General features: G+C 72.8%; 23 protein-coding genes. 4 read left to right on the plus strand and 19 right to left on the minus strand.

What is annotated here, in order from left to right; genetic code table 11:
- The 13 genes from ASH01_RS05055 to ASH01_RS05115 all read right to left on the minus strand — a co-directional run bounded on the left by ASH01_RS05055 (position 1) and on the right by ASH01_RS05115 (position 14,023).
- Positions 1–1,392: an O-antigen ligase family protein gene (locus ASH01_RS05055; RefSeq protein ID WP_056772079.1), complete on the minus strand. Its 1,392-nt coding sequence runs from the start codon at positions 1,390–1,392 to the stop codon at positions 1–3.
- On the minus strand, positions 1,389–2,390 hold the full coding sequence (locus ASH01_RS05060; RefSeq protein WP_056772082.1) for a phosphotransferase family protein: 1,002 nt from the start codon (positions 2,388–2,390) through the stop codon (positions 1,389–1,391). The genes ASH01_RS05055 and ASH01_RS05060 overlap by 4 nt, the downstream gene beginning before the upstream one ends.
- The gene (locus ASH01_RS05065; RefSeq protein WP_156415431.1) at positions 2,387–2,809 is read right to left on the minus strand and encodes a hypothetical protein; all 423 of its coding nucleotides are present in this window, start codon (positions 2,807–2,809) and stop codon (positions 2,387–2,389) included. Before ASH01_RS05065 ends, ASH01_RS05060 begins: the two co-directional genes overlap by 4 nt.
- Positions 2,806–3,981 (minus strand): glycosyltransferase, encoded by a 1,176-nt coding sequence (locus ASH01_RS05070; protein ID WP_056772095.1) that lies wholly within the window; start codon positions 3,979–3,981, stop codon positions 2,806–2,808. Before ASH01_RS05070 ends, ASH01_RS05065 begins: the two co-directional genes overlap by 4 nt.
- The gene (locus ASH01_RS05075; protein ID WP_156415432.1) at positions 3,978–5,036 is read right to left on the minus strand and encodes a hypothetical protein; all 1,059 of its coding nucleotides are present in this window, start codon (positions 5,034–5,036) and stop codon (positions 3,978–3,980) included. The genes ASH01_RS05070 and ASH01_RS05075 overlap by 4 nt, the downstream gene beginning before the upstream one ends.
- The gene (locus ASH01_RS05080; RefSeq protein WP_056772100.1) at positions 5,033–6,385 is read right to left on the minus strand and encodes a hypothetical protein; all 1,353 of its coding nucleotides are present in this window, start codon (positions 6,383–6,385) and stop codon (positions 5,033–5,035) included. Before ASH01_RS05080 ends, ASH01_RS05075 begins: the two co-directional genes overlap by 4 nt.
- 28 nt (positions 6,386–6,413) lie before the next feature.
- Positions 6,414–7,877: an RtcB family protein gene (locus ASH01_RS05085; protein ID WP_056772103.1), complete on the minus strand. Its 1,464-nt coding sequence runs from the start codon at positions 7,875–7,877 to the stop codon at positions 6,414–6,416.
- A gap of 34 nt (positions 7,878–7,911) precedes the next feature.
- The gene (locus ASH01_RS05090; RefSeq protein ID WP_235509528.1) at positions 7,912–9,405 is read right to left on the minus strand and encodes a polysaccharide biosynthesis protein; all 1,494 of its coding nucleotides are present in this window, start codon (positions 9,403–9,405) and stop codon (positions 7,912–7,914) included.
- Positions 9,402–10,589, minus strand: coding sequence for a DegT/DnrJ/EryC1/StrS family aminotransferase (locus ASH01_RS05095; RefSeq protein WP_056772106.1), 1,188 nt, complete (start codon positions 10,587–10,589; stop codon positions 9,402–9,404). The genes ASH01_RS05090 and ASH01_RS05095 overlap by 4 nt, the downstream gene beginning before the upstream one ends.
- A gap of 92 nt (positions 10,590–10,681) precedes the next feature.
- Entirely contained in the window at positions 10,682–11,389 is a 708-nt protein-coding gene (locus tag ASH01_RS05100; RefSeq protein ID WP_082622654.1) for a response regulator transcription factor, read from the minus strand.
- A gap of 85 nt (positions 11,390–11,474) precedes the next feature.
- Entirely contained in the window at positions 11,475–12,125 is a 651-nt protein-coding gene (locus ASH01_RS05105) for a response regulator (RefSeq protein ID WP_156415433.1), read from the minus strand.
- A complete protein-coding gene (locus ASH01_RS05110) occupies positions 12,122–12,802 on the minus strand; it encodes a sensor histidine kinase (RefSeq protein ID WP_056772116.1) in 681 nt (226 codons plus the stop codon). The genes ASH01_RS05105 and ASH01_RS05110 overlap by 4 nt, the downstream gene beginning before the upstream one ends.
- Before the next feature lie 444 nt (positions 12,803–13,246).
- Entirely contained in the window at positions 13,247–14,023 is a 777-nt protein-coding gene (locus ASH01_RS05115; protein ID WP_056772119.1) for an SDR family NAD(P)-dependent oxidoreductase, read from the minus strand.
- Positions 14,024–14,075: 52 nt separating this feature from the next.
- Here ASH01_RS05115 and ASH01_RS05120 point away from each other — a divergent pair, with 52 nt between their 5' ends.
- Both ASH01_RS05120 and ASH01_RS05125 read left to right on the plus strand, forming a co-directional pair.
- Entirely contained in the window at positions 14,076–14,900 is an 825-nt protein-coding gene (locus tag ASH01_RS05120) for an exodeoxyribonuclease III (RefSeq protein ID WP_056772121.1), read from the plus strand.
- A complete protein-coding gene (locus ASH01_RS05125; RefSeq protein WP_056772124.1) occupies positions 14,897–15,787 on the plus strand; it encodes an alpha/beta fold hydrolase in 891 nt (296 codons plus the stop codon). The genes ASH01_RS05120 and ASH01_RS05125 overlap by 4 nt, the downstream gene beginning before the upstream one ends.
- Positions 15,788–15,818: 31 nt before the next feature.
- On the opposite strand, the gene ASH01_RS05130 is transcribed toward ASH01_RS05125, so the two are convergent.
- Positions 15,819–17,570, minus strand: coding sequence for an MFS transporter (locus ASH01_RS05130; protein WP_056772127.1), 1,752 nt, complete (start codon positions 17,568–17,570; stop codon positions 15,819–15,821).
- A gap of 7 nt (positions 17,571–17,577) precedes the next feature.
- Complete coding sequence (locus tag ASH01_RS05135; RefSeq protein ID WP_056772130.1) at positions 17,578–18,288, minus strand: LppX_LprAFG lipoprotein; 711 nt, start codon at positions 18,286–18,288, stop codon at positions 17,578–17,580.
- Positions 18,289–18,408: 120 nt separating this feature from the next.
- Between ASH01_RS05135 and ASH01_RS05140 the strand changes: the two genes are divergently transcribed.
- Positions 18,409–19,068, plus strand: coding sequence for a hypothetical protein (locus ASH01_RS05140; protein WP_056772132.1), 660 nt, complete (start codon positions 18,409–18,411; stop codon positions 19,066–19,068).
- A complete protein-coding gene (locus ASH01_RS05145; protein ID WP_056772135.1) occupies positions 19,065–19,661 on the plus strand; it encodes an HAD family hydrolase in 597 nt (198 codons plus the stop codon). Before ASH01_RS05140 ends, ASH01_RS05145 begins: the two co-directional genes overlap by 4 nt.
- A gap of 10 nt (positions 19,662–19,671) precedes the next feature.
- Here the strand turns inward: ASH01_RS05145 and clpB are convergent, their stop codons facing one another.
- The 4 genes from clpB to ASH01_RS23555 all read right to left on the minus strand — a co-directional run bounded on the left by clpB (position 19,672) and on the right by ASH01_RS23555 (position 23,729).
- Positions 19,672–22,233, minus strand: coding sequence for an ATP-dependent chaperone ClpB (gene clpB, locus ASH01_RS05150; protein ID WP_056772136.1), 2,562 nt, complete (start codon positions 22,231–22,233; stop codon positions 19,672–19,674).
- A gap of 98 nt (positions 22,234–22,331) precedes the next feature.
- Positions 22,332–22,763, minus strand: coding sequence for a VOC family protein (locus ASH01_RS05155; protein ID WP_056772736.1), 432 nt, complete (start codon positions 22,761–22,763; stop codon positions 22,332–22,334).
- A gap of 9 nt (positions 22,764–22,772) precedes the next feature.
- Complete coding sequence (locus ASH01_RS05160) at positions 22,773–23,030, minus strand: hypothetical protein (protein ID WP_056772139.1); 258 nt, start codon at positions 23,028–23,030, stop codon at positions 22,773–22,775.
- A 9-nt stretch (positions 23,031–23,039) separates the two neighbouring features.
- On the minus strand, positions 23,040–23,729 hold the full coding sequence (locus tag ASH01_RS23555) for an ANTAR domain-containing protein (RefSeq protein WP_056772142.1): 690 nt from the start codon (positions 23,727–23,729) through the stop codon (positions 23,040–23,042).
- Between the last annotated feature and the right edge of the window lie 133 nt (positions 23,730–23,862).

A 23,862-nucleotide genomic window follows, 5' to 3' on the forward strand; every position in this document is an offset into this window, starting at 1 on the left:
TCATCGCCTCCCCGGAACGGGGGCGGGCAGGACCTCCGGAGCCGGTCGCCGCGACTCGGCCACATCGGCGAGGATCAGGTCGAGACCGGCGACGAGGCCCAGGACCGCCCACAGGTGCCGGAAGTGCAGCACCTCGTAGAAGAGGCCCGACATGAGGAACGCCGCGCCGAGGGCGGCGAGGAAGTGCGGCGACGGGACGAGCCGCGTCACCGGCCCCGGGTCGCCGCTGCGTCCCCGACCTCCCTCGGCCACGCCACGTCCCCGGCGTCCCGCGACGCGCGCCAGCCGTGCCGCCACGGACGCGAGCAGGACGACGAGGCCGACGCCTCCGATGAGACCGAGCTCGACGAGCGTCGCCACGTAGTCGTTGTGCGCCTCCTTGACGTAGGGAGCAGGGATCGACGCCAGGGCCTCCTTCGTCCGCCCGGGACCGACACCGACCAGGGTCCCGTCCCAGAAGAGCCGGACGCCTTCGGAGAAGAGGACCTGCCGGTCCTGGCTCGACGAGTCCCCCCGACCGAACGAGTCGTGCAGGACCGGACCACCGGCGGCGGCGCTCGCCTGCACCGACCCCCAGTCGACCGAGGTGACGACCACCCCGGCGGCCCCCGCCAGGACGCACGCGAGCCCGGTCGCGGCGATGGCACCATGCGACCGCCATGACCCGACGACGACCCCGACGCCGAGGCCCACCACCATGCCGAGCATGGCGCCGTTCGACCCGGTGAGGACGGTCGCGACGACGAGGAGGAGCACGGTCGCAGCGCGCGCGAGGCGGCGGCGCGGGTGTCGCGAGGCGAGGACGACGAACAGGCAGGTGACGAAGTAGTTGCCGGCGAGGTTGGGGTCGCCGAAGGTCAGGGCGGACCGCGAGCCGTCCCGGGTGGTCTGGCCGGCGAGCCACGGGATCCCGGCGAGGCGACCGGCCACCAGCAGGCCGGCGCTGACGATCCCGCTCCAGCACCACGTGACGCACACGAGTCGGACGAGGGAGTGGTCGGCACGCACGGCGTTGGCGATGGTGGCGGCCCAGAGCAGGAGGAACAGGTCCTGTCCGAGGACCGTCGTCGAGAGGAGGTCCCGGCTGGCGAGCGCGGCGACGGCACCGGCCAGGACCAGGAGCCACATGCCTGCGGCGTACGGCACGTGGAGGCGTACGCCGTTGCTCGACAGCCAGAGGAGCACCCCACCCATCGCGAGGAGGATGGGCAGGTCCGCAGGTGAGGTGTTGCCGGGACCGGTGGGCGTGAGGACCGGCATGCACGCGATGGCTGCGGCGATGAGGAGGCGCACGGACCGTGACGCCGGCACCACGGTCCGGCGCGCCGGCAGCGGTGCGGACGCAGCGGCCCGTCCTGTCGTCGTGGGCGCAGCGGCCGCCGTCGTCGTCACGACCCCGCCTCCGCGAGGAGAGACGCGTGGGCGCGGGCGAACGGCGGTGAGTCGCTCGTCGTCGCCACCTCGCCGAGACCCACGAGCACGGCGTCCCGCCAGGCCGTGGTGCTCGGGTCGCGCCCGAGCGCGGGCGCGATGAAGTCGGCCACACCGGCGGCATACCACCCCTCGCCCCTCAGCAGATGCCGCACGGGGTCACCCCATGCACCCGCGCGGAGGCCCGCGTGCCCGTGGACCCGGGCACCGCTCGGGGTGTGCCGGTCGAGGTAGAGCGTGTAGGCGAGGGCGAAACGCACGCGGTCCCACAGTGGGGATCCACCGAAGCGAGCGTGCTCCCAGTCGACGACGCCGGTGACCCGACGACCCGTCCGCAGGAGGTTGCCGCACCAGAAGTCGCCGTGGGTGACGTGACCCGTGTCGAGGTCGCCGACCCGAGCCCTGGCGCGCCGGCACGCCTGCGCCGCCGCCATCCCGACCTCGTCCGGCCAGCGGCTCTCGAGCGCAGCGGCGCCGTCGACCTCCGGCTGCGGCGGGACCGTGAGGCCGTGCAGCTGGGAGAGCCACCCGGCCGCCGCGTCGAAGTCGGCCCGCACGTCACGGCGACGGCCCGTGTGGTGCCAGCGGTGGTAGTCGACCGAGAACGGCCGACCCGACGAGACCGTCGTGACGAGGAACGTGCCGGCCACGGTCTCGTGCAGGGCGAGCAGGCGGGGGACCGTCCCGCCGACGAGACCGGGGTCGAGCTGCCCCAGCTGATCGAGTGCGGCGGCCTCGGCACGGACCGACCGGGCGGCCCCACCGGTCAGGGCCACCTTCACCGCGAGGACCGGCGTCGTCGCACCGGAGGGTGTCGCCATGACGACCGCCTTGGGATGGTCGTCCCGCGACATGGCCACGACCGCGAGCCGGACCGTCCGGTCGTCCAGGTGCCGCCGCAGGACGTCCTCGACGGCCCCGAGGTCGGGGAACGCCGTCTGCCTCGTCGACGTGGTCATGGTCGGTGGACGATGACCATGCGCCCGGCCACGAGCGGACCGACCCAGCGGACGAGGTGGCGGTTCCGGCCGAGGCACGTCGTGGCCGTGATGAGCAGGGATCCGCGGGACCGCCCCGGGGGGACGGTCGCGAAGGCGTTCCAGAACCACGTCAGGCTCTCGACCGAGTCCTCGACGACGAAGGCTGCCGTCCTCAGGCCCGGCAGCACGACGAGCTCACGGTCGACGACGAGGCCGGCGTCCCGTGCGAGACGTGTCAGGCGCCTGGCGCTGAGCCGCCGCCCGTCGAGGAGGACGAGCCGCCTCGCCGACGACACTCCCGCGATCGCCGCCGCCGAGCCCCGTCGGGAGCCGCGGACCTCGACCACCGGCGTGCCACCCGGCACGAGCAGGGCCAGCGCGGCCTCGAGGGCGCTCACGACGCCCTCCCCCACCCGGGCACCGACGTCAGCAGCGGCCGGCGGACCTCGGGGTCGCCGGTGTAGACCTCCTGCAGGGTCGCGCCCAGGGTGCTCGCGTCGTAGCGGGTGCCGAGCTGGGCCCTGGCCCGCTCCGCCCAGGCAGCGGCCTGTCTCGGGTGGGTGAGTGCGTGGTCGAGCGCCCGGGCCAGCTGGTCCGGGTCCTGGGGCGCCACGAGCAGACCGGTCACTCCGGGGACCACGACGTCGGAGACCGCGTTCACCGACGTCGCGACCACGGGTATGCCGCACGCCTGGGCTTCGACGATGGCGCACGGCAAGCCCTCGTAGCGGCTCGACATGGCGAAGACGTCGAACGCCGGCAGCAGCTCGGCCACGTCCGTGCGGTGACCGAGCAGCAGCACGCGACGTTCGAGGCCCGACGCCTGCGCTCGACGGGCGGTCTCCTCCAGGAGGGGACCGCCACCGACCCAGACGAGCACGGCCGGCGTCGCCATCCGGGCCAACGCCTCGAGCATGACCTCCGGCGCCTTCTGGAAGTCCATCCGTCCGACCGTGCCGACGACCGTCGCGTCCGCGGGCAGCCCGAGCAGCGCCCGCGCGCGCAAGCGTGACGCCGGCGACGCGGTGACCGACGCGGGCTCGACCGCCGGACCGATCGTGACGAGCTGCTCGGGGCGGACCACCTTGCGCCGCAGCGCCTCGACCGCGACGCCGGTGCCGATGGCGAGATAGGCGTCCGTGACGTGCGAGAGCTCGCGCTCGGTGCGGATGTAGGCGTGCCGCACGGCAGCGGACTGGAAGTCGTGCCAAGGGAATCCGTGCAAGGTGTGCACGATGCGGGGCACGCCTGCTCTCGAGGCCGCCACGCGTCCCAGGACGCCCGCCTTGGCGCTGTGGGTGTGCACGACGTCGAAACCCTCGGCCCTGAGCAGCCGCGAGATCGACCGGAAGGCCCTGGCGTCCTGGGCCGGGTTGATCGGTGAGACGAGCTCCGGCACGACGACCACGTCGACGCCGCTCGAGCGAGCGACGTCGAGGAGAGCGTCACCCGAGCCGACGACGAGAGTGCTCGCGTACAGCTCTCGGGGCAGGCTCACCGCCCCGCGCACGGCGACCCCGCCGGCCCCGGCGACGCACCGGGTGATGATGTGCGCCACACGCTGCGTCATGCCCGCGCTCCTGTCATCCCCGGGTTCGTCGCTCGCCCGGCTCGCGCGGCCTGCTCGGCGCGGTCGACGAGCTCGACGAGGGACGTCCCCGGGCGTGCCGGGAGCACGACCTCGACGCAGTCGAGGGACCGGGCGAGGCGCTCCGACTCGCCCACGATCGACGGATGCGCCGGGCCGAGGCCGGTGCCCAGTGCCAGCGTCGCGGCGAAGGCCCAGTACCGGCGCAGCTCACCCGCGGCGTACGTGCCCGTGGCGAGGGCTCTCGCGGCGACCACCGGCGGGACCGGCCTCACCGAGGGTCGCGCCCCGGAGCCACGTCGGAGCACGAGGAGCAGGGACGGCGTCATGGCGGGCAGCGTGCCGTCCCACGGCTGCTCCACCCGGCCGTGGGGCATCGACCGACGGCCGGCCCGGACCGGGCCCGCGTCGACGCGTCGGGGCTCACGCAGCCCGTGGATCATCGCCCCGTCGTAGGTGCAGAGATTGTCGCTGACCGACGCGCCCTGGTCCGGCCCGAGGCCGGCGACGAGCGTCGACTTGCCCACGCCCCCCGGCCCGGCGAGGAGCACGCCCAGACCTGCAACCTGCGCCGCCGAGACGTGCAGCGGAACGGCTCCCCCGACACCGGCCCACCACAGGGTCGGGTACTGCAGGAGCGCGGCACGCCAGAGCAGCTCGGTGCGCCCGGGAGCCACGAGGCGCAGGGCGCGGTGGGAGGGCCCCGGGCGGGAGCGTGCCGTCACCGAGACTGCCCTCGGCGACGGCTCGACGAGCAGGTCCAGACCGCTCGCGCAGGCGTCGGTGAGCACGACGCGACGGCCGTCTGCGAAGGCACCGCGGGTGAGCGGCGTCAGGCCGTGCACCTCGAACGGCTCGCGAGAGGACTCCAGCTGCACGACGACATCGGCGTCCCGGCCCGGCTGCGGCACCTCGGCCCGGTGCGGCGCCTCCGCTCGAGGAGGGTCGCCGAGGGCGCGGTCGATGACCTGCGACCAGCCGCGTGGCACCGACCGGACCTCCAGGGTCAGGCCGCAGGACTTGGCGCGCCGGCTCACGGCATCCTCCACATCTTGTGGCTGCTCAGGGCCCCGTGGTCGACGCGACGTGGCTCGGGGACGCCGTCGGCCGGATCCACCGGGATCTCGGGGGTGACCTCCGTGAGGGGGGTGATGGGGGGACGGTGGACCCGGCCACCCTCCGCGAGCGTCTGCCGGTCGATGAGCCACCGGCGCCGGAAGGTGAGCACGCCGACGACGGGCCAGTCCATCACCGCGGCGGTGCGGGCCAGCTCCTCGAGGCGGCGCTGCGCCTCGACGGTCGGGCTGAGCACGATCACGACGGGGTCGGCAGGGCGACCGACGTCCTCGGCCGGCCGCGCGACCGTCGCGTCGGGGGCGTGGTCGACATGCAGGCCGGTGAGCGCCTCGAGCTCGGCGCAGACGCGCGCAGCCCACCGGTCGTGCTTCCTCTCGACCGGGAGCAGCAGCAACGGCCGCCCGGTGAACCGGGCGGCGAGCACGGCTGCAGCACCGCCGAACTCACGCAGGGCGCGGGCACCCCGTGGTCCCCCGAGGTCGAGCGTGGGCAGGTGCCCGAGGAGCGGGGCGTGCAGCTCGGCCGCCACCCACCGACGGCCCCGGACCCGGGGGTGGAGTGCCTCGAGGATCGCCACGAGGCCCAGCGCGAGGATCAGCGCGGCCAGACCCGCCAGAGCCACGAGCTGGCCGACCTTTGGGCCGACCGGATCAGAGGACGCCGTCGCGGGATCGAGCAAGCCGATGCTCGATCGCTCCGACGCCGCCAGGACGAGGTCGGAGCGCTGCCGCAGCAGGTCCGTGAGGGTCGGCGCGTCCGCCGCGATCCGCGCCTGCAGCTCGAGTACCGCGCCCGGGGCAGCCGCCGCCAGCTGGTGGATGAGGCCGTCTCGCTCCTTCGTGAAGCGGCTGATCTGGTGGTCGAGAGCGGTCATCTTCACGGCGTCGCTCTGGTGAGCGGTGTTGGCGTACTTGAGAGCCTGCTGGACGAGCGAGTTCGCGACGATGACCGAACGGTCCGCATTGCCCGTGGTGACGAGGACGTCGTTGACCGTGGAGACGCCCACTCGGTTCACGACGATCGAGTGGGTGGCGAAGGGAGTCGGGTCGCCCTCGAGCCCAGCTGCAGCCATGGCGTGACGCACCGTGTTGGGGGTCGTGATCACACCCTGGAGCCACTGTGTCGCAGCGTCCGCCTGGACATTGGTGCTGGCGAGACCACCGGACATCTGGACCCGCGCCGAGGCCTGGTACTGCAGGTCCTGGTTGGTGGCGTAGACGCCCGCCCCCAATGACGCCACCAGGACCAGCAACCCGATCAGCCACCAGTAACCACCGATCATGCGGCGGAAGGCTTCATCGATGCGCATGTCTTCTCTCTCTCAAGACGTCCGGGAATCAGTGCAGGACGGCGAACGGCCGCATCCGCGCCACCGGGCGGATGATCCGGTGCGAGGACAGGACCGACATCGCCGCGTTGACGCCGGCGTCGTCGAGGTGCGCCGTCTCGCTCGGAGCGGTGTCGTCGTAGCGGAACCGGAGCGTGGAGCGCCCCGCGGGATCGGGCTGGGAGGCCCCGCTCGTCGCGAACTGGTCGATGACGGTGCCCGCCCCGTGGCAGGCGGAGTGGAGGCTCTGGCCGCTGGACGGGCCGGCGACCGCGAGGTACGACGACGTCCGGTGCGTCCCGGGCAGCAGGACCGCCTGACCCGTCTGCGCGAAGGTGGTCCCGGGCACCATGAGGTGCGCCGGGTAGGCGCGGCACGAGTTGTGACGGTGCACGACGGCACGTTCGCCGGCGACGTCCTCCTCGTAGATCGAGTTGTGGGGCGAGTCGACGACGAGCCTGCCCGGGGCGCCGCCGAAGGCATCCGCCGCCAGCTGCCGGAGTGCCTGGTAGGTCGCCATGCGGAAGGCGAAGCCGTAGTTCATCGCCGCCGCGTTGGCGAGCATGAGCCGCTTCCCCTCGTCCGAGTCGAGACCGACCGGCGGGCACGCCGAGCTGAAGAAGAGGCGCATCCGCTCGCGGACCTGCTGGGTGGATCGCGCCGTGGCGAGGTGGAACAACGGCTTCTGGACCGCCATCGCCGCCCTCATGACGCGGGCGGTGTCACGCCGGCGGGCGAACAGGTGACCGATCTCGCCCGTCAGCACGCCGCCGCCGGCGTGGTACTGCAGCGTCACCTGGCCCTCGTGGACGCCGAGCTGCCGGGCGGCGACCGGGTCGAGGATCTCCTCGACCACCTGCAGCTCGACGAAGTGGTTCGTCGGACCCACGGTGCCGAAGCGGAGCCGGGCCAGCTGCCACGTGAGCGCGGGGACCTCGGCGACGAGACGCTCGCTGCCGCCCCACGCCGCGAGGTCGATCCGGCCGCTCTCCTCCACCCGCTCGAGCTCGGCGGGGTCGACCCCGTTCCGCTCGACGGCGAAGCCGGCGCCCTCGGTGGCGGCGGCGACCACGTCCCGATACGACAGGTCGCGCCGGTTGGTCGTGGGATAGGGGTAGCGCTCGCGCACCCGGCGGTAGAAGTCGCTGACGGCGGCATCGCTCGGTCGGTCGCAGCCCAGGGCGATGAGCGCCATGCCGCAGTTGACCGAGGAGCTCGTGAGCGTCGGTCGGATCGTCCCTGCCGTCGCCACGGCGATGCTCGAGGGCATCTCCATGGCCGACTTGTGGTGGAAGTCGGGAAGCACGACCGGTGGCGCCACGAGGTCCATCCCGAGCGTGGCGGAGTTCAGCGACGCGACGAGGTCTCGGTCCGCCGGGACGCGGTCGCTGTCGAACACGCGTGCCTCGTGGTGGCCTGCCGGCCGGACCGACGTCGGCTCCGCGGCGCGACCGGCGATGACGGTGATCTTCATGGGGCGAACCTGTCCTCGTGGGGTGCGGGCTGCATCAGTAGTCGTCCGGGTACGGGGCGGACGTCTGGAGGGCGAACACGTCGCCGGGTTCGGGGCGGTAGACCGGCAGCACCGCAGCGAGGGCGCGGCGCACGTCGTCCGCCGCGTTCCGCCGGGCGGCGTCGTAGAGCGCGAGCATCAGGGCGTCGAAGTGCTCGTGCACGGGGACGGCCTGCGCGCCGAAGATGCGTGGATGACTCGTGGGGAGGCATTCCTCGTCGTCGCTGAACAGCGACTCGTGGAGCTTCTCCCCGGGACGGAGCCCGGTGAACCGGATGTGGACGTCGCGGACGCCGAGCTGCCGTGCGAAGTTGGCCACGAGGTCGACGATCCGGACGGGTGAGCCCATGTCGAGCACGAACGTCTCCGAGCCGGTGGTCAGGTGCGCGGCCTCGAGCACGAGCCCGACCGCCTCCTCGATCGTCATGAAGTACCTCGTGACGTCCGGATGCGTCACGGTCACGTCCCGTCCGGCCGCCATCTGGGCCACGAGCACGGGCAGGAGCGAGCCGCGGCTGCCGAGCACGTTGCCGAAGCGCACGGCCGAGACCACGGTGCGGCCTCCCGCGTGCTTCTTGACCACCTGCTCGGCCAGGGCCTTGGTCGCTCCCAGGACGGAGGTCGGGTCAGCGGCCTTGTCGGTGGAGATGGCGACGAAGCGCTCGACTCCCGCCTCGACCGCGGCGACCAGCACGTTCTCGGTGCCCTGGACGTTCGACTTCACGCCCTCGCACGGATGCTCCTCGAGCATCGGCAGGTGCTTGAGCGCCGCCGCGTGGAAGACGACCTGCGGCTTGTACTGCCCCATGACCTGCCGCATGCGTTCGGCGTCGCGGATGTCGGCCACGACGGTGTCGTGCGACTCGAGGAACGCCTCTCCCCGCAGCTCGAGCTGGAGGCGGTGGAGGTTGGACTCGTCGTGGTCGAGCATGACGAGGCGGTGGGGCACGAAGCCGTTGACCTGGCGGCACAGCTCGCTGCCGATCGAGCCACCGGCCCCGGTCACGAGCACCGTTCTGCCCGTGATGATCTCGGCAACCTCCGGTGACGCGACGTGGAGCTCGCAGCGGCCGATCAGGTTGGCGACGTCGAGCGAGCACATGTCCGTGCCCACGACGTCGCGTCGCAGCAGGGCCACGAAGGACGGCAGCCTGCGGACACTCGCCCCGACGCGGGCGGCGGCGGTGGCCAGCCTCGTCACCTCGGCCTCGGGAAGCCCCGGGATCGCGAGGACGACGACGTCGATCCGCTCGGCCGTCGCGACCCGCAGGACGTCGGCCAGCCGGCCGAGCACGGGGAGGTGGCGAACCCGGCGCTTGCCGGGGTCGTCGTCGAGGAAGCCCACGGGACACAGCCCGAAGTCGTCGACTCGCTGCAGGTCCCGCGCGAGAGCCTTGCCTGCTGCCCCGGCTCCGACGATGAGGGTCCGGAGCCTGAGTCCGGGACCGGCGCTGCCGAGCCCCGGCAGGGTGACCAGCTGTGACGTCATCGCGTGCCCCCGATCCGCCAGAGCGCCGCACAGACCTCGTCGACGTCGTCATCGGTGAGGTTCTGGTCGAAGGGCAGCGACAGGGTGGTGGCGAAGACGGCGTCGGCGCCGGGAAGCCCGCCGGCAGGCACGACGCAGTGCTCGACGTGCCACGTCAGCCGGTGCAGGGGGATGAAGTGCACCGAGGTCCCGATGCCCTGGTCGTTGAGCCGGTCGATGAGCTCGTCGCGGGCGACCGGGAAGCCTGAGTGGACCCGCACCGCGTAGAGGTGCCAGGCGTGTCGGCCCTCGACCGGGCGCGGCGGCAGGCTGACCCAGGGGAGGCTGCTGAGCTGCGCGTCGTAGCGCGCCGCCACCTCGCGACGGCGTGCCTGGTCGGTGTCGAACCGGCGCAGCTGCGCACGACCGATCGCTGCCTGGACGTCCGTGAGGTTCGCCTTGAGGCCGTCGTCGGCCACGTCGTAGCGCCAGCTCGCCCCGGGCGAGTAGCGGCGCCAGGCGTCGCGGGACATCCCGTGCAGCCGGGTGCGGGCCATGACCTCGGCGAAGTCCTCGTCGAGGGTCGTCACCATGCCGCCCTCCCCGATCGCCAGGTTCTTCGTGGCGTAGAAGCTGAAGCAGGTCGCGCGGGCGATCGACCCGACCGGTCGCGTCCCGACCCACGTGCCGAGCGCGTGCGCGGCGTCCTCGATGACGTGGTCGAGTCCGATCCCGGCTGCCGCGGCGGCGGCATCCACGTCGACCGGGTTGCCGCCGAGGTGCATGACGACCATGGCCGACACGCCACCGACGTCGCGCACGGCAGCGCGGATGTGCTCCTCGGCCGGGACGGCCGTCCAGGGGTCGACGTCGGCGAGGACCGGCACGAGGCCGGCATGGGTGATGGCTCCGGCTGCGCCGCAGAACGTGTTCGTCGACATCAGCACGCGCGACCCACGGGCCAGACCCAGGCCCCGCAGAGCGAGCTCCAGTCCCGCGGTGCAGGAGCTGACCGCGACGCCCCGCGCGGCACCGACGTGGTCGGCGAACTCTCGCTCGAAGTCGGCGACCTGCTGCCCCGTCGTCACCCACCCCGACTCGAGGACCTGGGCGACGGCGGAGCGGGCATCGGGACCGATCACCGTGCGCGCGAAGGGAATCGAGCGAGCCGCGGCCACTCGTGGTGCGGATGTGTGGACCGTCATGGCTACCCCTGGACGTGAAGAGACTGCGAACGTGGGCGCGGGTGGCGCCCGCTCCCTCGACGGTAGGAACAGGGCGGCAGCCCCACACCCGCTCAGCGCCCGAGTCCGCCTACGCCATTCGCGGTAGACGCTCCCTCGGCACTCCGACCGAGGAGCCCGCCGCGGCGGGCCTCCGCCACGGCCGCGAGCGTCGAGTGGACCTGGAGCCGCCGCAGGATGGCTCCCACGTGCGTGCGGACGGTGTTGGGCGACATGTCGAGCAGCCGTCCCGTCTCGTCCCGCGAGCACCCGTCCATGAGGCAGCGCAGGACGTCCTGCTGACGCGGAGTCAGGCGCAGGAGAAGGCGGTTCGACGCGTCCGACGTCGTCGGGACGCTCTGTGGGGCCAGCACGGCGGTCATCCGGGACACCGGCATGAACACCTCGTGCGCGCCGACCTCGCGAACGGCGGCCACGAGTCGGTCGAGCGACTCGTCGCTGCACACCCATCCACGGATGCCGGACTCGAGGGCGTCACGCACGAGGTCGGCCGCGCCCGCCTCGGTCAGGAGCACGATCCCCAGGTCGTGATCGCGTGCGAGTGCAGTGCGCACGAGGTCGGACGACAGCTCCTGGCGCGTGACCGCGTGCAGGACGAGCACGTCCACCCGGCCCGAGCCGAGGAGCTGGGGCAGACCCGCCGACGTGCTCGTGCGGCCCACCACCCGCATGCCGGGTCGCGTCTCGAGGGCCTCCGCCAACGCCTCCAGTACCAGCTGCTGTCGGGCGAAGACCGCAACCCGAACAGGTTGGGGCGCCATCGACACAGCATCGTTCGGGACGGTGCCTCGCGCACCCGCCGTCTGGACGACCTCCGGCTACGTCACATGGCCGACCGTGTCGTCCTCAGGCGCGCAGTCGCGCCGGCCAGATCGCCGCGCTCCCGTGGTCGGCGAGCAGCGCTGCAGCCTCGAGCCGGGAGTGGACCCCGAGCTTGGTGAGCAGGTTCTGCACGTGCGTGCGCGCCGTGCTGTTCTGTACGCCGAGCCGGTGGGCGATCTGCTGCGTCGCCAGTCCCCTCGTGATGCACCACAGCACGTCCCACTCCCGGTCGGTCAGGAAGCGGAGGGCCCAGAGCGGGTCGTGGGCGGACGGAGGCAGGAAGGCGCGCTGCAGCAGCGTCGCCTCCACGGCGACCTGCCCCTCGACGGCCCGGTCGAGCATGAGGCAGATCGCATCGAGGGACATCGCCTTGCAGAGGAAGCCGGCAGCACCGACGGAGAGGGCCCCGACGACCGCCTGGGGGTCGGCCGTCGCCGAGAGGACGACGACCTTGGTGCCCGGATGGCGTGCCGTCAGGACGCGCACCGCCTCGAGGCTCGTCCCGTCCGGGAAGTGCAGGTCGATGAGGCACACGTCGGGTGCGTACTCGGCGACCGCGGCGACGGCGGCGTCGGGCGCCAGGGTCAGCGCCACGACGTCGTGGCCGCGGGCCTCGAGGGAGGCGCCGAGAGCCTCGAGCAGGAGGCGATGGTCGTCGCAGACCACGATCCTCATCGCGCCTCGGCCCACGGCAGGAGTGGCAGCTCGACCGTCGCGACAGCGCCCCCGTGGACACCGTTCTCGAGCCGGAGCCGTCCACGACACTCCTCGAGGACAGCTGCCACCGTCACCAGACCGATGGAGTGCTGGGGCACGAGGCGCCCCAGCCCCGGCCCGTCGTCGACGACGGTCAGCACGGCCCACGGGGCGTTCGCACCGACGGCGACCGCCACGTGCCCGTCCGTTCCTGCGGCCCGAGCAGCGTTGTCCAGCAAGCAGATCAACGCGCGGACGAGCGAGATGCGCGACGCGAGCACGGGCACGGGCCCCTCCGCCTCGATCGTGACCGTGGACGACGTGACGAGGGCACAGCACGACACCGCGTACGTCGCGACGTCCCTCAGGTCGAGCAGTCCCGGGTCGTCTCCGGGTGCGTCCCCCAGGACGGATCCCACGAGCTCGGTGAGCCAGGCGACCTCGTGCTGGATCCGGCTCAGGCGCTCCTTGCTGTCGAGGACCTGCGGGTCGGCGAGCAGGCTGATCGTGGCCAACGGCTGGATGAGGTCGTGGCACAGCGCGCGCATCGCGTCATCGCCACCCGGACGACGCGGCGCCCGGTGACCACCCTCGATGAGTACGTCGCGACGAGGCTGCGCCTCACGACGGATGTAGTCCGACTTTCGGTTCGACATGCGGTCCCCCCGGACTTGTCTTGTGTACTCAGGCCGAGAACCCCGCTCGGCCCGGGTCAGGCGGTGACACGGCAGAGCACCGTCGCGTCCGGCGACGGATCATCACCCATCCCAACGGGTGACGTGACGGGATCTGACCGACGCGGCGGCAGCCGCCGGGCGCCCCAGCACCCGACGCACATCCGACCCCCCAGGTCGGAAGGCTGCCGTCTCACTGTCATCACTCAGGTCCAGAACTGTAGGAGCCAAGGCCCACTCCCGACCCTCCGCCGGTCGTGGACCTAGTGGTGAGGAGTCGGCGACCTCCTGCCGTTTCACGGTAACACCGGGTCACTGCGACTGAGCACGATCGAGCGAGGATCGCCGAGTTCCCTTGCACGAACTGGACATCCGACACAACTCTCCCGTTCGCAGGCGAAAATCGCCGACGAGGAGATCCTCGACTCAGCGGCGGACGAGGCGCGCCCGGCGGCGCACGACCGACCGCGGCACGACGCGGAGCAGCCCGACGATCGCCTTGTACTGCAGGCCCGGGACCGAGACGACCCGGCCCTTGTCGACGTCGTCGAGGCAGTCGGAGACGAGGCGCGTCGGGTCGAGCCACATGAAGTCGGGGCCCGGCTTGCTGATCCCCGCGCGCTGCTGGAACTCGGTGTTGGTGAAGCCGGGGCACAGGGCCGTCACCGTGACCCCCGAACCGGCCAGCTCGCTCGCGAGCCCTTCGCTGAAGGTCGTGACCCACGCCTTGGCCGCGGAGTAGGACCCGGAGGCGATGAAGCCGGCCACCGACGAGACGTTGACGATGCGGCCCCGGCCGCGCTCGCGCATCACGACACCGGCCGCGTGCGAGAGGACGAGCACCGCCCGCGTCAGCACGTCGAAGGCGGCCTCCTCGACGGCGACGTCGTTGCGCAGGAAGCTGCGGCGCTGGCCGTAGCCGGCATTGTTGACGAGCACGTCGACGGGACGCTCGGGGTCGGCGACGCGGTCGGCGACCGTCTGCAGGGCCGACCGATCCGAGAGGTCGGCGACGAGCACCTCGGCCGTGACGGCATACCTGCTCGTCAGCTCGGCGGCGACGGCGTCGAGGCGCTCACGGTCGCGCGCGACGAGGACCAGGTCGTGCTGGCGGGCGGCGAGCTGCCGCGCGAACTCGTGTCCGATGCCGGCGCTCGCGCCGGTGACGAGGGCCGTGGGTCGCGTCGTGCGCGGTGCAGTCATGTGGCTCACCCTAGGGATCGGCCGTCGGCGCGGCGGTCTAGGGTGGCCGACTGTGCGCATCGCCACCTGGAACGTCAACTCCATCCGATCCCGCGTCGACCGCGTCGCCGCCTGGCTCGAGCGCAGCGACGTCGACGTGCTCGCGATCCAGGAGACCAAGGCGCGCGCCGACCAGTTCCCGCTCGAGCGGTTCGAGGCTCTCGGCTACGAGGTCGCCCACCACGGGCTGAGCCAGTGGAACGGCGTCGCCGTCGTCTCGCGCGTCGGTCTCGAGGACGTGCAGGTCGGGTTCGACGGGATGCCCGGCTGGGGCGATCCGGTCGCGCCCGAGGCGCGCGCCATCAGCGCGCTGTGCGACGGCGTACGCGTGTGGTCCCTCTACGTCCCGAACGGCCGCTCGCTCGACGACCCGCACCTCGCGTACAAGCTGGGCTGGCTCGAGGCGCTGGCGGCTGCCGGTCGCGGATGGCTGGCCGACGACCCCGGGGCGCAGATCGCCCTGCTCGGCGACTGGAACATCGCGCCGACCGACGCCGACGTGTGGAGCGTCCCGTACTACGAGGACAAGACCCACACCTCACCCGGTGAGCGCGTCGCCTTCCAGGGCGTCGTCGACGCCGGCTTCAGCGACGTCGTGCGCCCGCACACGAGCGAGCCCGGCACCTTCACCTACTGGGACTACACGCAGCTGCGCTTCCAGAAGCGGCAGGGCATGCGCATCGACTTCGCGCTGTGCTCCGCCGCCCTCGCCGACCGCGTCGTCGGGGCCGCCATCGACCGCGAGGAGCGCAAGGGCAAGGGTGCCTCCGACCACGCGCCCGTCGTCTTCCAGGTCGGCAACGCCGAGCCCGTCGGGACGACGGGGTCCGACGCGTGAGGCGCCACGACCGCCGCGGCATCGTCACGCCGGACGGCGCCATCCTGTCGGTGCACACCCACGTCGACCCGGAGCTGCCGTCGGACGCGCCGACGCTCGTCCTTGCCCACGGGTGGGCCGTCGACCACGAGAGCTGGATGCCGGTCGTCGAGCAGCTCGCCGACGAGCCGATCCGGGTCGTGCTGTGGGACCAGCGGGGGCACGGACGCTCGACGCTCGGGCTGCGTCGGGCCGAGATCGCGTCGATGTCGGTCGGGCACACGGGACGCGACCTCGACGTCGTGCTGCGCAGTGTCGTCCCCCCCGCCTCCCCGGTGCTGCTCGCCGGACACTCGATGGGCGGCATGACCGTCATGGCGCTCGCCGAGCAGCGGCCCGACCTCTTCGGCACACGCGTGCGGGCGGCGCTCCTCGTCGCGACCGCGGCCTCCCACGTCGCCCTCGGCGAACGCACCGGTGAGGCGGCCGTCATGCGGCTGGCCGCCCGCGGCCTGCCGCTTCCCCCCGGCGGCAACGCCAGGATCCGCGCCCTCGTGCGCGGCCTCTTCGGCGAGGACGCCGACCCGGCGGACGTGGAGACCGCCTGCGAGCAGGTGGCCGCCACGAAGCTGACGACGTTCGCCGCCTTCTACGGGGCGCTGCTCACCGTCGACCAGCGGGCCGGCTTCCCCGCCCTCGAACGCGTGCGTGTCGCCATCGTCGCCGGCCGCCTGGACCCGCTCATGCCGGTGACGCGGGCGCGCGCGCTGCGCGTCGCCCTCCCGCACGCGACGTTCGTCGACATCCCCCGCGCCGGCCACATGCTGCCGTGGGAGGCGACCGACGTCGTCGCCGATGAGGTACGCGGTCTGCTCGCCGAGCTGCGCGCCCGGCCCGCCACCGTCTGAGTCCCGGGCAGGACGTCCGAGCGGCGTCGCCTCAGAGGGCGACGAAGCGGGGTGCGTCGGCGTCTGCAGGCTCGGCGGCGCTCGTCCGGCGGCCCACCCCGAGGGTGAACGCCACGCCGGCCCCGAGCAGGGCGGCGATCGCGCCCCCGAGGAAGACCGTCTGCACCTGCACGACGCCGGCCCCGATGAGCGCGTCCGTGTCGAGCTGGTCCGGCAGCCGGCGCACCGCGTCGAAGTAGCGGTTGAGCCCGATCGACGTGAGCAGCGCGAGCCCGACGACCATGCCGACCATCCGGGCCACGACGACGAGCGAGCTCGCGACCCCGTGCGCGTCGGCCGGGGAGTCTGCGAGCGCCGCGTTGTTGACCGGTGCGAGCGCGAGGCCCATGCCCAGGCCGACGACGACCAGGACGACGGTCGCCGGGACGGTGTCGCCGACCGACGCGAGCGTCCAGCGCGACATGGCGACGAGGCCGACCCCTGCGAGGAGCAGGCCGGCGCCGGCGACGGCACCGTCACCGAGGCGGCGCAGCGACCAGCCGCCGACGAGGGCCCCGACGGGCACGGCGAGGAGGAAACGGACGAGGACGAGCGCCGCACCGGTCTCGTCGTAGGTGTCGGTGAGCCGCGCGAGGAGCGGCACGTCGACGACGACCGAGACGAGGGCCGCCCCGACGAGGAGGCTGACGACGAGCGAGCGGCTGCCACGGGCCCCGACGACGCCACGAGGGATGAGCGGGTCGGCCGCGTGACGGTGCCACCACACGAGGGCGACGAGGGCGACGGCGCCGACGGGCAGCAGGCTGTAGCCGAGCGGGCCGACGACCTCCTTCTCCGGGTCGGAGGACGCGAAGGTCAGCACCAGGCTGCCGAGCGCGACGGCCACGAGCAGTGCGCCCACGAGGTCGGCCCGCCGCAGGACGGCCCACCACCGGGGCGCCGTCAGCACCGCGACGACGACGAGCAGCACGAGGCCGACGACACCGACCGGGGTCAGCACGCGCGAGCTGCCGGCGAAGGGCACGAAGGGCGCGCCGAGGGTCACGTCGGTGACGAGCGCCTCAGGAGCCGCGAGCGCGAGCCCGGTCACGGCGAGACCGACGACGAGCAGCACGGCCGTGATCGCCGACAGGACGCGGCGGCTACCGGAGGGCGTGGGGCGCGGCGCGTCAGCCGACCCCTCCGTGCCCGCGCGGGGGCCGAGGAGGTGGATGACGGCATACAGCACGAGGGCAGCGGCGACGTTGAGCCAGAAGATCGCCCGCCATCCGGACCACGCCAGCACGACCGCGCCGAGGACCGGCCCGAGCACCGAGCCGAGCTCCTGCACGGCGCCGACGACCCCGAGCGGCGTCCCACGACGGTGCGGCGGCCAGAGGTCCGCGACGAGGGCGAGGGTGGCCGGGACGAGACCGCCGCCACCGATGCCCTGGAGCACCCGACCGGTCACGAGCACCGGCATCTCGACGGCGAGCGCCGTGACGGCCGAGCCGGCAACGAAGACGAGGAGGCACCCGAGCAGGATGCGCCGGCGGTCGAGCAGGTCGGAGAGCCGGCCGATGAGCGGCAGCACCGCGATGTAGCCGAGGAGGAAGCCGGAGATGATCGGTGTCGCCCGCTGGAGGGCGTCGATGCCGATGCCGACGCCGGCCATCATGTCGGTGAGCGCGAGGACGACGACGTACGTGTCGGCGGCGGCCAGCGCGACCGCGGCGGACGCGGCCGAGAGCAGCGCGAGGCGATGCGTGCCGGCAGCGGCCCCGGACGGGTGTGGTGTCGTCACCGGCGCGTCAGGGCTTGGTGATGGTGACGGGCTGGCCGTACTGGTCGAGCGTCAGGGTGTAGGTCGACGTCGTGCCGGCGCCGAAGAACGGGCCCGTGATGACGACCTGGCGCAGCTCCTGGGAGTCCGTGAGGCCGTAGGTCGCCTGGAACGTGCCGTTGGGGTCGCCGATGAGGAAGAGGTCGGTGACGGCCTTGCCGGGCACGGTGCCCTTGATCGTCGTCAGCACCTCGGAGCCCTGGCGCACCTTCTCGCCCGCGACCGGGGAGGTCGTCGCGGTGAGGAGCGTCGTCAGCCCCTTGTCGGGTGAGAAGAGGACGGCCGGGTCGGGAAGGCCGAAGGTCTTGGGGTCGATCTTGTTGGTGCCCGGGACGAGCGGCAGCTTGGCGTAGACGTCGCCGTCGAGCGAGGTGATCTCGGCGTCGGCCTGGATACCGTTGAGCGTCACCTTGAAGGTGCCCTTGAAGGCCGGTGGGTGCTTGCCCCAGCCGTCCGCCGACACGACACCGCTCGCACCCTGCGGGACGTTGCTGCTCGCGAGCCCCAGGTGCACGGACGGTGCGGCGTCGACCGTGGCCTTGGCGGCCGCGAGCTGCTGGGCAGGCGAGAGCTGCGACGCGCTCGGCGTCGACCCGTCCGGGCTGCTCGAGCAGGAGGCCACCCCGACGACGCAGAGCGCCGAGAGGGCAGCGGCGGCGAGCGTTCCCGTGATGCGCATGGGGGTCAGGCTAACCGAGGAGGCTCCTCCCCTCGGTCCGCCACGGCAATGTGGGTATGGCTAGGGTCGGGGACGATCACGGCGGGACAACCCTGCCACCAGACGAAGGAGCACGAACCCATGGCCCTGCTCGGAGTGATCCTGCTGCTCGTCGGCGCCGGAGTCGGCGTCGTCTCCTACCTGGCGACCCACGCCGCCGCCGGGACGGTCGCCGTCACGGCCTTCGGCTTCACGCGCAACGCGACGCCGCTCGAGCTCGTCGTCTACGGCGCCGCCGCGGTCCTGCTCTTCGCGCTCGGCTGGGCCATGGTCTCGGCCGCCGCCCGCCGCCGTGCCCGCCTGCGCCGCGAGGACAAGGAGGCGACCCACGTCACCGAGCTCGAGGAGAACGCCGAGGCCGCACGCCTCGACCACGAGCGCCGCTTCCAGGAGGCCGGCCTGCGGGACGAGGACCTGCGCCGCCGCGAGAGCGAGCTGTCGGCCCGCCACGAGGGCCTCGACACCCGTGAGGCCGAGCTGTCGCGCCGCGAGGCGGAGTGGCGCGAGCGCGAGGGCCCGTCGGTCGCCGACGTCGTGACCGGCCGCGCCGACGGGAGCGTCAACGAGGGCACCGCGTCGTGGGCGGACGAGCCGGGTTCGGCCGGCAGCGTCGAGCGCCCGGCCGAGACGCGGGGCAGCCGTCGCACCGACCGCACCGAAGCGCTCGACCCGGCTGACACGGCTGACACGGCTGACACCAGCTCCTCCGACGAGCGCGAGCAGCGCGACTCGACGGTGTGAGGGACCACACCGCCTACGTCTTCGACCTCGACGGCGTCGTCCGGGACTTCGCCCCGGGCGACGCCGACCCCGCGATCGAGGCAGCGCTCGGGCTGCCCGCGGGGCACGTCTCGGCGACGGCGTTCCGCAGCGAGCTGCTCCTGCCGACCATCACGGGCCGGCGCACCTTCGACGAGTGGTATGCCGCCATCTGCGCCGCGCTCGAGGAGGTCGTCCCCGAGCCGGCGCGGGTGCGCGAGCACATGGCGCAGTGGCACGCGAACCGCGGCACGGTCATCGATGAGACCGTCGAGCGCCTCGAGCAGCTGCGTGCGGACGGCCACCGCACGTACGTCTTCACCAACGGCACCGACCAGGTGCCACAGGAGATGGAGCTGCTCGGGATCACCCGGCTCTTCGACGGCCTGCTCAACACCGCCGACTTCGGCGTGGCCAAGCCCGACCCGATGGCGTATGCCGCCGCTCACCGCGCCATCGAGGCCGACCTCGGGCGCGGGGTGGCCCGCGCCGAGGTCTGGTTCACCGACGACCGCGAGGACAACGTCGAGGCCGCCCGTGAGTTCGGTTGGGACGCAGAGCTCTTCACTCGCTGAGTGCCGTGTGTCAGACGAGGTCGAGCGCCTCGCCGTCGGGGTCGACGCCCACCGCGACCGTCGAGCCGTCGCGCACCTCGCCCGAGAGCAGGCCGCGGGCGAGGCGGTCGCCGATCTCCCGCTGCACGAGCCGGCGCAGCGGCCGGGCGCCGTAGGCCGGGTCGTAGCCGCGGGCCGCGAGCCACTGGCGTGCGTCGTCGGTGACCTCGAGGGTGATGCGCCGGTCGGAGAGCCGCTCGGCGAACGCCCGCACCTGCAGGTCGACGATGTGGGCGAGGTCGTCCCGGCTCAGGGCGTCGAAGACGACGACCTCGTCGAGGCGGTTGAGGAACTCGGGCTTGAACGACGAGCGCACCACACCCATGACCGACTCCCGGCGTGCGTCGGGGCTCAGCGTCGGGTCGGTGAGGAACTGCGAGCCGAGGTTGGAGGTCAGCACGAGGATGACGTTGCGGAAGTCGACGGTGCGGCCCTGGCCGTCGGTGAGGCGTCCGTCGTCGAGGACCTGGAGCAGGATGTCGAACGTCTCGGGGTGGGCCTTCTCGACCTCGTCGAGGAGGATCACGGAGTAGGGACGACGGCGGACGGCCTCGGTCAGCTGGCCACCCTCCTCGTAGCCGACGTAGCCGGGGGGCGCCCCGATGAGCCGCGCGACGGAGTGCCGTTCGGAGTACTCCGACATGTCGATGCGGACCATGGCCCGCTCGTCGTCGAAGAGGAAGTCGGCGAGGCTCTTGGCCAGCTCGGTCTTGCCGACACCGGTGGGTCCGAGGAAGAGGAAGCTGCCCGTCGGCCGGTCGGGGTCGGAGACCCCGGCGCGCGTGCGGCGCACCGCGTCGGAGACCGCACGCACCGCGTCGGCCTGGCCGATGAGCCGGGCGCCGATGTGCTGCTCCATGTGCAGCAGCTTCTCGGACTCGCCCTCCATGAGCCGGCCGGCGGGGATGCCGGTCCAGGCTGAGATGACGTCGGCGATGTCGTCGGCGCCGACCTCCTCCTTGACCATCGGCTCCTCGTCGCCGGTCGTGGCCGCGGCCTCGCGCTCCTGGGCGGTCGCGAGCTCCTTCTCGAGGGTCGGGATGTCGCCGTAGAGGATCTTGGAGGCGGCGCCGAGGTCGCCCTCGCGCTGGAGCCGGTCGGCCTGGGTGCGCAGGTCGTCGACGCGGGCCTTGAGGTCACCGACGGCGTTGAGCCCGGACTTCTCGGCCTCCCACCGGGCGTTGAGGGCGGCGAGCTCCTCGGAACGGTCGGCGAGGTCCTTGCGCAGGCGCTCGAGGCGGTCCTTGCTCGCCGCGTCGCTCTCCTGCTCGAGGGCGAACTCCTCCATCTTGAGCCGGTCGACGGCACGCCGGAGCTCGTCGATCTCGACGGGGCTCGAGTCGATCTCCATGCGCAGCCGGGAGGCGGCCTCGTCGATGAGGTCGATGGCCTTGTCGGGCAGCTGGCGGCCGCTGATGTAGCGGTCGGACAGGCTGGCCGCGGCGACGAGCGCCGAGTCGGCGATCGTCACCTTGTGGTGGCCCTCGTAGCGCTCCTTGAGCCCACGGAGGATGGCGATGGTGTCCTCGACGGAGGGCTCGCCGACGAAGACCTGCTGGAAGCGGCGCTCGAGGGCGGCGTCCTTCTCGATGTGCTTGCGGTACTCGTCGAGGGTCGTCGCGCCGACGAGACGCAGCTCACCGCGGGCGAGCATGGGCTTGAGCATGTTGCCGGCGTCCATCGCGCCCTCCCCGCCGGCGCCCGCGCCGACGACAGTGTGGATCTCGTCGATGAAGGTGACGATCTGGCCGTCACTGCCCTTGATCTCCTCGAGGACGGCCTTGAGACGCTCCTCGAACTCACCGCGGTACTTCGCCCCGGCGATCATCGAGCCGAGGTCGAGGCTGTAGAGGGTCTTGTCGCGCAGGCTCTCGGGCACGTCGCCCTCGACGATGCGCTGGGCGAGGCCCTCGACGACGGCGGTCTTGCCGACGCCCGGCTCGCCGATGAGGACGGGGTTGTTCTTCGTCCGGCGCGAGAGGACCTGGACGACGCGGCGGATCTCGGCGTCCCGGCCGATGACGGGATCGAGCTTGCCCTCTCGCGCGCGGGCGGTGAGGTCGGTGCCGTACTTCGACAGCGCCTCGAAGGTTCCCTCGGGGTTGTCGGACGTCACGGGACGCCCCCCGCGCAGCTCGGGGATGGCCCCCTCGATGGCGTCGGCGTCGAGGCCGAACTGGCCCGTGCGCGCGAGCGCGAGCAGGAGGTGGTCGGTGGAGACGTAGGAGTCGCCCATCGCCGTCATGTACTGCTGGGCCTGCTGGACCACGCGTCCCGCCGTGGCCGAGAGCTGCGGCTGCTGGGCGCCGCCGGTGACCTGCGGCATGGCGGCCATGGCCCGCTCGGCGACGGCGGTCGCGGCGGCGACGCTCGAGCCTCCGGCGGTGAGCAGGGCCGGGGTGGTCGTGCCGCTCTGGGCTGCCAACGCGAGCAGCAGGTGTGCCGGCTCGATGTTCGGGTGGTGCTTGCCCGTCGCGGTCGTCGCGGCCTGGGCGAAGGCCTCCTGAGCCTTGTTGGTCAGCTGTAGGTCCATGCGTACTCCTGGTGAGGGGATCGGTTCACGGGGGTCAACTGGCGCTGACTTGAGTCTATTCCACTCAAGTTCGTGCCTGACCTGACGGTGACCGGCCTTCAGGTCAGGCAGAACTCGTTGCCCTCGGGGTCCTGCATGACGAGGTAGTGGTCCACCTCCGTGAGCGTCTCGCGCACGACCGTGGCGCCGAGGGCGACGAGTCGGTCGGCCTCCGCGTGCAGCTGCTCGCCCTTGCCCTCGGCAGGACCGGGCACCCCGCTGACCCGGACGTCGAGGTGCAGGCGGTTCTTCGCCGTCTTGCCCTCCGGCACCTTCTGGAGGAAGACCCGCGGCCTCGCTCCGTCGGGGTCCACGACGGCATACGCGTCGTTGTGGCGCTCGGGCGGCAGCCCCCAGGCGGTGAGCGCTTCGGTCCACGTCGCGAACCCCGGCGGCGGGGCGTCCTCGACGTAGCCGAGCACCTCGGCCCAGAAGCCGCCGAGGGCGCGCGGGTCGCTGCTGTCGATCGTCACCTGGAACGCGCGGGACATCGTCACTCCTCAGTCGTGCGGATCGGGGTCGTACCAGCCGTCGTGGGCCGCGGCGAGCGCCTGGAAGCGGACGGCATACGCCCGGTCGGGCGGGGTGCGCACGTAGACGGCCCACTCGTGGGCCTCGGAGTCGTCCTCGCCCGCGAGCGCCTCTCGCACGACGCGGACATCGGCCAGCCCCTCGGCCTCGAGCTCGTCCGCGAGCTCCTCGGCGGTGTCACGCTCCGGCAGCACGATGAGGTGCTGGGCATCGTCGGTCGGGCTCACGCGCCCAGCCTAGGACCGACCGACGACCTCGTCCGGCTCGGCGCCGGTCTCGATGACGCGCTGCGCGACCTCGCGCAGCTTGACGTTGTGGTCCTGGGACGCGCGGCGGAGCACGTCGAAGGCCTCCTCCGACACGATCCGGTGTCGCTCGATGAGGATGCCCATGGCCTGGCCCACGAGCCGGTGGCTCTCGACGGCGCGCTCGAGGTTGGCCTCGTTCTGGCGGAAACGGTCGACCGTGACGATCCGGTCCACCGCCTGCGCCAGCGAGTGCAGGAGCAGCTCTGCGACGGTCCGCTCGGCCACACCGGGAGACGGCGTCCGGCCGACGCCGGCCCACACCCGACACGTGGCGTGGATCCCCGACGACTCCATGAGGACGCCTCGGGTCCCCGCGTCCGCCGGGTCCACCGTCGCCCCGTCGAGGTCGACGGGTCCGGAGAGCACCTCACGGACGGCCGGGGGCAGCGCGGACGGCGGCACGACACCGGAGGCGCCGGCGAGCAGGTCGTGCTGGGTCGCGGTCACCCGGATCACGGCCTCGCCGACGAGCGCCTCACCGATGGCGGACGCGGCGAGCGCGAGCGCCTCCTCGAGGTCCTCGGAGCGGACCAGCAGCCGCGCTGCGGCGGTGATCCGCGCCGCGGCGTCGATCCAGCGGTCGTCGTTCGCTGCGGTCGCCGGACGCAGGTCGGTCACGGGCCCTCCAAGGTATGCGTGGGAAGGCCCGCGAACTTGGAGGCAGGACAGTGTTGCATCCCGTGACGCCGTCGGACAAAGCACGACACGAGGCAATTGCGAGGAGCGACCAATTCCCGCGCGGCACAAGGCC

The sequence above is a fragment of the Terrabacter sp. Soil811 genome, from assembly GCF_001429655.1.
In the GTDB taxonomy this organism is placed as follows: Bacteria; Actinomycetota; Actinomycetes; order Actinomycetales; family Dermatophilaceae; genus Terrabacter.